The sequence below is a fragment of the Oceanobacillus sp. M60 genome, from assembly GCF_053839645.1.
On the sequence record NZ_JBSSNH010000007.1, the window covers coordinates 386,194 to 392,193 of the forward strand.

The window sequence follows — 6,000 nt, forward strand, 5'->3', positions numbered from 1 at the left end:
TCTTTCTAGACAGATTAGAAAATCTGACGTTTTTATTTATTACACCGACTGTATCGCTTCTTCAACAGCTGTCTGTCCAGCTACTGCGCGGAATCTCTTGCCGATGGTTGTATCATTTTTCAAGCTGGTATAAATTACTTTCGCAATATCTTCCCGAGGGACTTCTCCACGTTCCACATTGGCTCCAAGATTTACTTGATTGGTGCCAGGTTCATTCGTTAATAGTCCTGGATGAATAATGGTATAGTCTAAATCGGAGTTTAACAGCCACTCATCTGCATAGTGTTTCGCTACGACATAAGGTGCAAACGATTCAGGGGCTGATTGAATAGCTTCACGGCTGGTATCAAACGAACTGATCATGACAAAACGTTTAACATTCGCCTGTTCTGCCGCTTGAATGGTTTTCACCGCTCCATCCAAATCAATCATCAGGGTTTTATCCTTTCCAGTTTTCGGACCGGAACCAGCTGTGAATACGACCGCGTCCACACCCTCTGCTGCATCAGAAATTGTATCGACTTCATCCTCTAAGTTAACAACGGCCGTTTCCGCACCTAAATCTTTAAAATAATTCGCTTCCTTGCGAATCATCGCACGTGCCTGATCCCCATTGTCTTGAATCAGCTTGACCAGATGCTTCCCTATTTGTCCATTTGCTCCAACTACTAAGATATTCAACACACTCACCCTTTCTTTTTGACTTCTCCCTGTTTATTGTAAAGGTTTCAGAATGAGATGTTAAATAATTGGATTGTGTAGAAAAGCGTGCTGGGTAGTCAGCGTGATTTCATTTCGTCTGAATGCCTGCCCTGACGTTAATCCCATCCGCCAGATTAAACTAACAAAGCTACTTAAGGTTTTCTATTCATCTTATTCCCCCCTGCTTATACTCCTTCTCACGCCTCCCCCATACCAAAACCTAGTAAAAGCAAATAAACAAGTGCTCCCGTTAAGTTGAGAGAAATTATCAATCCAAATACGGCAACAACCTTTTTTTCATTCTTTTTAAAAAGAGCAGCTACACTTAAGATGATTGATAACGGAGCGCCAATTAATTGAGCAATAAGTATAGTTTGAGCTAATACTAATGGTTCTATATCAGCCATGGCAAACAATAATAGAAATAATAGTATAGGCAGCCCGAGTGATAGATAACTGATCCAAGAATACTTTTTCATCAAGAAAGCCTCCATTCTTCGTAAAGCCTGATAGATATTTCACAGAACAGCTAATTTAATTAAAGTAATATTATTCAAATTATTTTAACACAAAGCTGCTGATATAATCATGACTATTTTATTTACGTGCCCACAATCGCAAAAACAGGGCTTATCACTCCAAACAACATGGTGATAAGCCCTGGCTGCTATTTAATGATTGTATTGACCTGAATAAGCTCCGGCTTTGCCCCCAGCACTAACAGAAATACTTGTGAATAGGAAACTTGTTCTAAACGCTGCAGGATAGACAGCAATTTTTCAAAATCCTTTTGCTCTTTTAATAAATTCACTTCTTTCTGATAAAGGTGTATAACAGACTCCCGAATAAAAGGAGGTTTGGTTGCTTCTTCATTTCTTACTAATAGTTCCCCTAAATATTTGTAAGGAATCTGCAACTGTCTAGTCAGACTCACGATATGCTGTAAATGCTCATACAATTCTCTGTAATCCCTTTGAAGCTGGTCAAGCTCTTCCTCTATATGATATAAACTATTTATATTAACAAACATAGATATCTCCTCTTTCCCATGGTTTTTCCAAACCAATAATTTGTGTCAGCTCTTTACTGTGTTCTCTTCGCTTCCGGCGCATCGCTGCCCGTTTTTCGCCAGATTCATATAAGAATTTTTCTTCTGTTGATTCCGGTACAATGGGTGCTACTTTCACAGCCTTTTTGTTGCTGTCCAGGGCAACAAAGGTAAGAAAAGCAGTGGCAGCAATTTTTCTCTCCCCTGTAATCATATCCTCGGCAATCACCTTACAAAAAATCTCCATCGATGTATTGCCTGTATAGGAAACAAAGGATTCAATACATACCGAATCAGACTGACGAATCGGATGAAGAAAATCAATTGAGTCCGTAGAGGCTGTGACACATTCCTTCACTCTGGCATGCCTTCTTGCAGAAAGCGTGGCATTATTATCTAACTTCTTCATCAATACACCTCCAAAGAGGGTATTGTAATTATTTAAATCATTGATTAGCACTTGATCCGTACTAACTACTCTGCTTTCGTTTGGATGCTTATAACTGTTCATATTTCAAGTGTTCCCTTCCTTAATAAAATTGCTTTATTTTTACTCTATACTTATCTTAAATCCTATCGTTCTATAATAAAAATAGTTATTCTTTATTTGAACTATAGATGAAATCTATGGAAGCGCCATATTTAATTATTTTTGCCATCTTTAAACATCAATTGTTCCTGCATAAACTTCAGCCACTCTTTGGTAACAAAGGAGGTATAGCTATTCTTCTTCCAAATAATTGCTAATTGCCATAAAATCGAAGGATCCGCAATTTCAATACTGACAACGTCTTCCTTTAGCGTGTCAATAATACTTGCCGGGAGAATACTTACCCCAAGGCTTGCCGTAATCATCTGTTCGATAAAGTACCACTGTGAGCTCTCCGCAATCACCTTAGGAATAAAACCAGCAGTCTTACACGCCTCGGTTATACGATCATTTAAGATGAAATCTTCACTAAATAAAATAAAGTCATCATCCTTTAATTCAATAAGACTTACTTTCTCTCTCTCGGCAAATTTATGAGAGCGCGGAACCACCAATTTCAACTGTTCCTCAAGCAGAAAAAATTGATGAAAGGTATCCGTATCTGTCGGCAGCACCGTAATACCGACATCGACCTCATCATTAATGATGCTCTCTTCAATCCGCTTACTGCCACTTTCTAATAATTCAAAGCTGATATCCGGATAGCTCTCATGAAACTCTCCAAGCGTGTGAATAAACAGCTTTACATTCATAATCGGAGGCAGCCCTATTTTAATATGCCCCTGCTTCATTCCTAACAAATTATTCATTTCTGTCGGAAGATTTTCATATAACCGGACAATTTCTTTTGCCTGCTGCAAAAACGCTTTTCCCGCATCAGTAAGCACCATTTGCCGTTTATGACGGTCAAATAATTCCATTCCTAATTCTGCTTCTAGATCCCGTAAAAGCTTACTAATCGTAGGCTGTGAAATATACAGCTTTTCTGATGCCTTAGTCATGCTGCCAGTTTTGACGATTTCTATAAAATAAATCATGTGTTTTAGTTCCATTGTTTTGCCTCTTTCTTAATTAGGGTAGTTATTTTAAGTTTACCATTTTAAAGGTTAAGATAACCATTCAAGTATTGTGGATAGCCGCTGAATTTGGCGGAAGGCAGTTTTTCTAATTCTGTTGTAGAAGCCATTTCATTGGTTATATTGCTATTGTTAGCGACGGAAACTTTTACAAACAAAAACACGCTCTAAAGTAACATTATTCTACGTTAGAGCGTGTTAAATATTTAAATTATCTCTCGAAAAAATCTACATCAAATTCATATTTTATATAAATCCAACAAAGAGCGTCCCACTGCATAGTCTTTGTCGTTACTAATCTCTTTTATTCTTTTGGAAGCTCAATTTCGAAATCGAGTTCTTCGCCTAAATCATCGTAACTTTCCGAATCATATGGAGCAGAAAATACTAATCGAACAGACTCTACGTCTTCTGCTTCAGAATTTTCAAGCATGTAATAGAAAGTATCGTTCGCTTTCGTTCCAGCCATCATTTCTCCGTCAATATGTCCGCTTAACCACAAATCAGGCTCAATCTGCTCTCCCGTACTTGTAGCCATTCTACCTTGTCCAGCGTAGAAAGTAACATCATTATCCGACGTGTTCTCTACGGAAACATCTACTTGAATATACTCGATATGATCCGTCTCCAGCATATCCGCTGTTTCTCCTTCAAAGCTAGCCTCAGCAGTAGCAATCTTATCAATCGTTAGAACAATTGGACCAGTTTCGAAAGTTTCGCCTTCTTCCCACATTCTATGTAGTGTGCGAGTACCGTCCTCTGTTTCTTCTGTTTCGCCCGGTTGTGGCGATTCCGAATCTTCCGTTTGCTCCTCTGTGTTACCTTTGTTTTCTTCTTCCGTGCTTTCTTCAGAATTTTGCGCGTCCTCTTCGCCTTCTGCTTCACTTCCACACGCAAAAAGAACCAATGATAGTAATAAGAATAATACCGTTAATAAAATCTTCTTCATTTACTAATTCCCCCCTATTTTTCTAAGCTCAATATGCTCACCCCTAACATACTACATTATTTCCAATAGAATGAAAAGATGTTTATTAAAGTCTATTTAAAATATTTTATCGCACTAATTCTTTTATGTGCTTTACATATCTACACGCACGATTTTAGTCGTGTGATTCGAAATCTAGAATATTACACTTAATGAATGCTTCCACAAATACGTTAAAATTGCGCCATAACAGATTTAACGGGGATTAATGACTACTGATGGCCGAGATCGAACTGACACTCCTTATGGAACACGGTTTTGAGTCGTGCCAAGGTATCTCGAAATGCTTAAACCTATATTTTATGCGGATAGAAGTCGATTAAACTTCGCCAAACTCCTAACCACTTCGCAAGATTTCCACCTCCACGACACATTCTCGCGTTCTTTGAAACGTCAATGTAAATCCCCTGTAAAATTATCCACCGATATGTTACGCTAACTCCAACGTGAAATTTACCATTAATGGAAAAGGAGTTCGTTTACATGGCGAAAGAGAAAAAGAAGATAACCCCTTCCCGTGCCATTATCGGAACAGCAATATGGGTTATCGCAATTGCATTTATCATAATTAACGTAACTAACCCGAACGACAATGACGAGGACGTAGCTAATGATTCCGTGAGTTCGGGCGAAGCAGCTTCCGAGGAACAAGCAGCGAGCGCAGAGGAATCCGTCGATCCTACAGATACTGCGGAAGATGAAAACGAAGAAGAAAATGTATCATCTAATGAAAGAAGAAAGTATTCAGAAGAAACTGAACAACGAGTTATTGACTATTACAACGAACTTATTGTGGAAACAGACGGGCTTATATTAGAGATTTCTCAAGAAGATAATTACGACCAAATTTACGTTATGCTGACTGACGAATTCAAGTATCTAGAGGAAACTGATCAACAAATTATTGTAGACGAGTTAGGTAATAAAATAGAAAACTTTACAAGAGCAACACTGTTTGCAACGCCAGCGAGCGATTTCCTATACGTATACTTCGTTGACAGCCACGGTAATCACCTTGCGGAAACTGGCCATTTCGACAAAGGATGGTCAGTCAATTAAATCTACATAGAACCTACCAGAGCGCTAATATTAACGGATTGACGTTTTTATTCAGCATAAATTCCCAGCATATTTACATTGATAAATGCTCATACTTAAGTTCTCTATAAGTAGTATCTTCGATGGAAAGTGCCACTATAACCAGAGTAACTCAAGTCGTTCAGATAAATGTACATTTTATACATCGCCCACTACTCTCCCCGTGCGTTTAATTAAGCTAATCTAGTCGCTCAATATTGAGTATGTCAGTTGGTTCTCTACGAAAAAATCCCCGTTAAAGCTGCATCTCAACAGCTTTAACGGGGATTAATGAATACCGGTGGTCGGGGTCGAACCGACACTCCTTACGGAACACGATTTTGAGTCGTGCGCGTCTGCCAATTCCGCCACACCGGCATGTGTTTGGAGGCGGTAACCGGATTTGAACCGGTGATAAAGGTTTTGCAGACCTCTGCCTTACCACTTGGCTATACCGCCATTTATTCTAGAGCGGAAGACGGGATTCGAACCCGCGACCCCCACCTTGGCAAGGTGGTGTTCTACCACTGAACTACTTCCGCAAAAATGGCTGGGCCACCAGGATTCGAACCTGGGGTACACGGGATCAAAACCCGATGCCTTACCGCTTGGCTATGGC

General features: G+C 39.3%; 7 protein-coding genes and 3 tRNA genes. 1 reads left to right on the plus strand and 9 read right to left on the minus strand.

Features of this window, described 5'->3' with window-relative positions; genetic code table 11:
* Positions 1–39: 39 nt before the first annotated feature.
* From ACW0TQ_RS18705 to ACW0TQ_RS18730, 6 genes are all read right to left on the minus strand, one after another.
* Complete coding sequence (locus ACW0TQ_RS18705; RefSeq protein WP_455725902.1) at positions 40–681, minus strand: SDR family oxidoreductase; 642 nt, start codon at positions 679–681, stop codon at positions 40–42.
* 218 nt (positions 682–899) lie between these two features.
* Positions 900–1,181 (minus strand): hypothetical protein, encoded by a 282-nt coding sequence (locus ACW0TQ_RS18710; protein ID WP_212929602.1) that lies wholly within the window; start codon positions 1,179–1,181, stop codon positions 900–902.
* A gap of 188 nt (positions 1,182–1,369) precedes the next feature.
* Entirely contained in the window at positions 1,370–1,732 is a 363-nt protein-coding gene (locus ACW0TQ_RS18715; RefSeq protein WP_193064531.1) for a hypothetical protein, read from the minus strand.
* Positions 1,722–2,261 carry an acyl-CoA thioesterase gene (locus ACW0TQ_RS18720; protein WP_193064530.1) on the minus strand — a complete coding sequence of 180 codons (540 nt, stop codon included), beginning with the start codon at positions 2,259–2,261 and terminating at the stop codon, positions 1,722–1,724. The genes ACW0TQ_RS18715 and ACW0TQ_RS18720 overlap by 11 nt, the downstream gene beginning before the upstream one ends.
* Positions 2,262–2,392: 131 nt before the next feature.
* Positions 2,393–3,292, minus strand: a complete 900-nt coding sequence (cidR, locus tag ACW0TQ_RS18725) for a cidABC operon transcriptional activator CidR (RefSeq protein ID WP_193064529.1) — start codon at positions 3,290–3,292, stop codon at positions 2,393–2,395.
* Between the two features lie 328 nt (positions 3,293–3,620).
* Entirely contained in the window at positions 3,621–4,265 is a 645-nt protein-coding gene (locus ACW0TQ_RS18730) for a hypothetical protein (RefSeq protein ID WP_042533459.1), read from the minus strand.
* A 522-nt stretch (positions 4,266–4,787) separates the two neighbouring features.
* On the opposite strand from ACW0TQ_RS18730, the gene ACW0TQ_RS18735 reads away from it, so the two are divergent.
* Positions 4,788–5,363 carry a hypothetical protein gene (locus tag ACW0TQ_RS18735; RefSeq protein ID WP_042533457.1) on the plus strand — a complete coding sequence of 192 codons (576 nt, stop codon included), beginning with the start codon at positions 4,788–4,790 and terminating at the stop codon, positions 5,361–5,363.
* 314 nt (positions 5,364–5,677) lie between these two features.
* Here the strand turns inward: ACW0TQ_RS18735 and ACW0TQ_RS18740 are convergent.
* From ACW0TQ_RS18740 to ACW0TQ_RS18750, 3 genes are all read right to left on the minus strand, one after another.
* Positions 5,678–5,759: transfer RNA gene (locus tag ACW0TQ_RS18740), tRNA-Leu, on the minus strand.
* Positions 5,760–5,766: 7 nt separating this feature from the next.
* Positions 5,767–5,840, minus strand: a tRNA-Cys gene (locus tag ACW0TQ_RS18745).
* Positions 5,841–5,851: 11 nt separating this feature from the next.
* Positions 5,852–5,923, minus strand: a tRNA-Gly gene (locus ACW0TQ_RS18750).
* Positions 5,924–6,000: the final 77 nt, after the last annotated feature.

Excerpts from the sequence above, each read along its gene's own strand:
- ACW0TQ_RS18710 (WP_212929602.1), bottom strand. The coding sequence starts at position 1,181 with ATGAAAAAGTATTCTTGGATCAGTTATCTATCACTCGGGCTGCCTATA.
- ACW0TQ_RS18720 (WP_193064530.1), bottom strand. The coding sequence starts at position 2,261 with ATGAACAGTTATAAGCATCCAAACGAAAGCAGAGTAGTTAGTACGGAT.
- ACW0TQ_RS18735 (WP_042533457.1), top strand. The coding sequence starts at position 4,788 with ATGGCGAAAGAGAAAAAGAAGATAACCCCTTCCCGTGCCATTATCGGA.
- cidR (WP_193064529.1), bottom strand. The coding sequence starts at position 3,292 with ATGGAACTAAAACACATGATTTATTTTATAGAAATCGTCAAAACTGGC.
- ACW0TQ_RS18730 (WP_042533459.1), bottom strand. The coding sequence starts at position 4,265 with ATGAAGAAGATTTTATTAACGGTATTATTCTTATTACTATCATTGGTT.
- ACW0TQ_RS18715 (WP_193064531.1), bottom strand. The coding sequence starts at position 1,732 with ATGTTTGTTAATATAAATAGTTTATATCATATAGAGGAAGAGCTTGAC.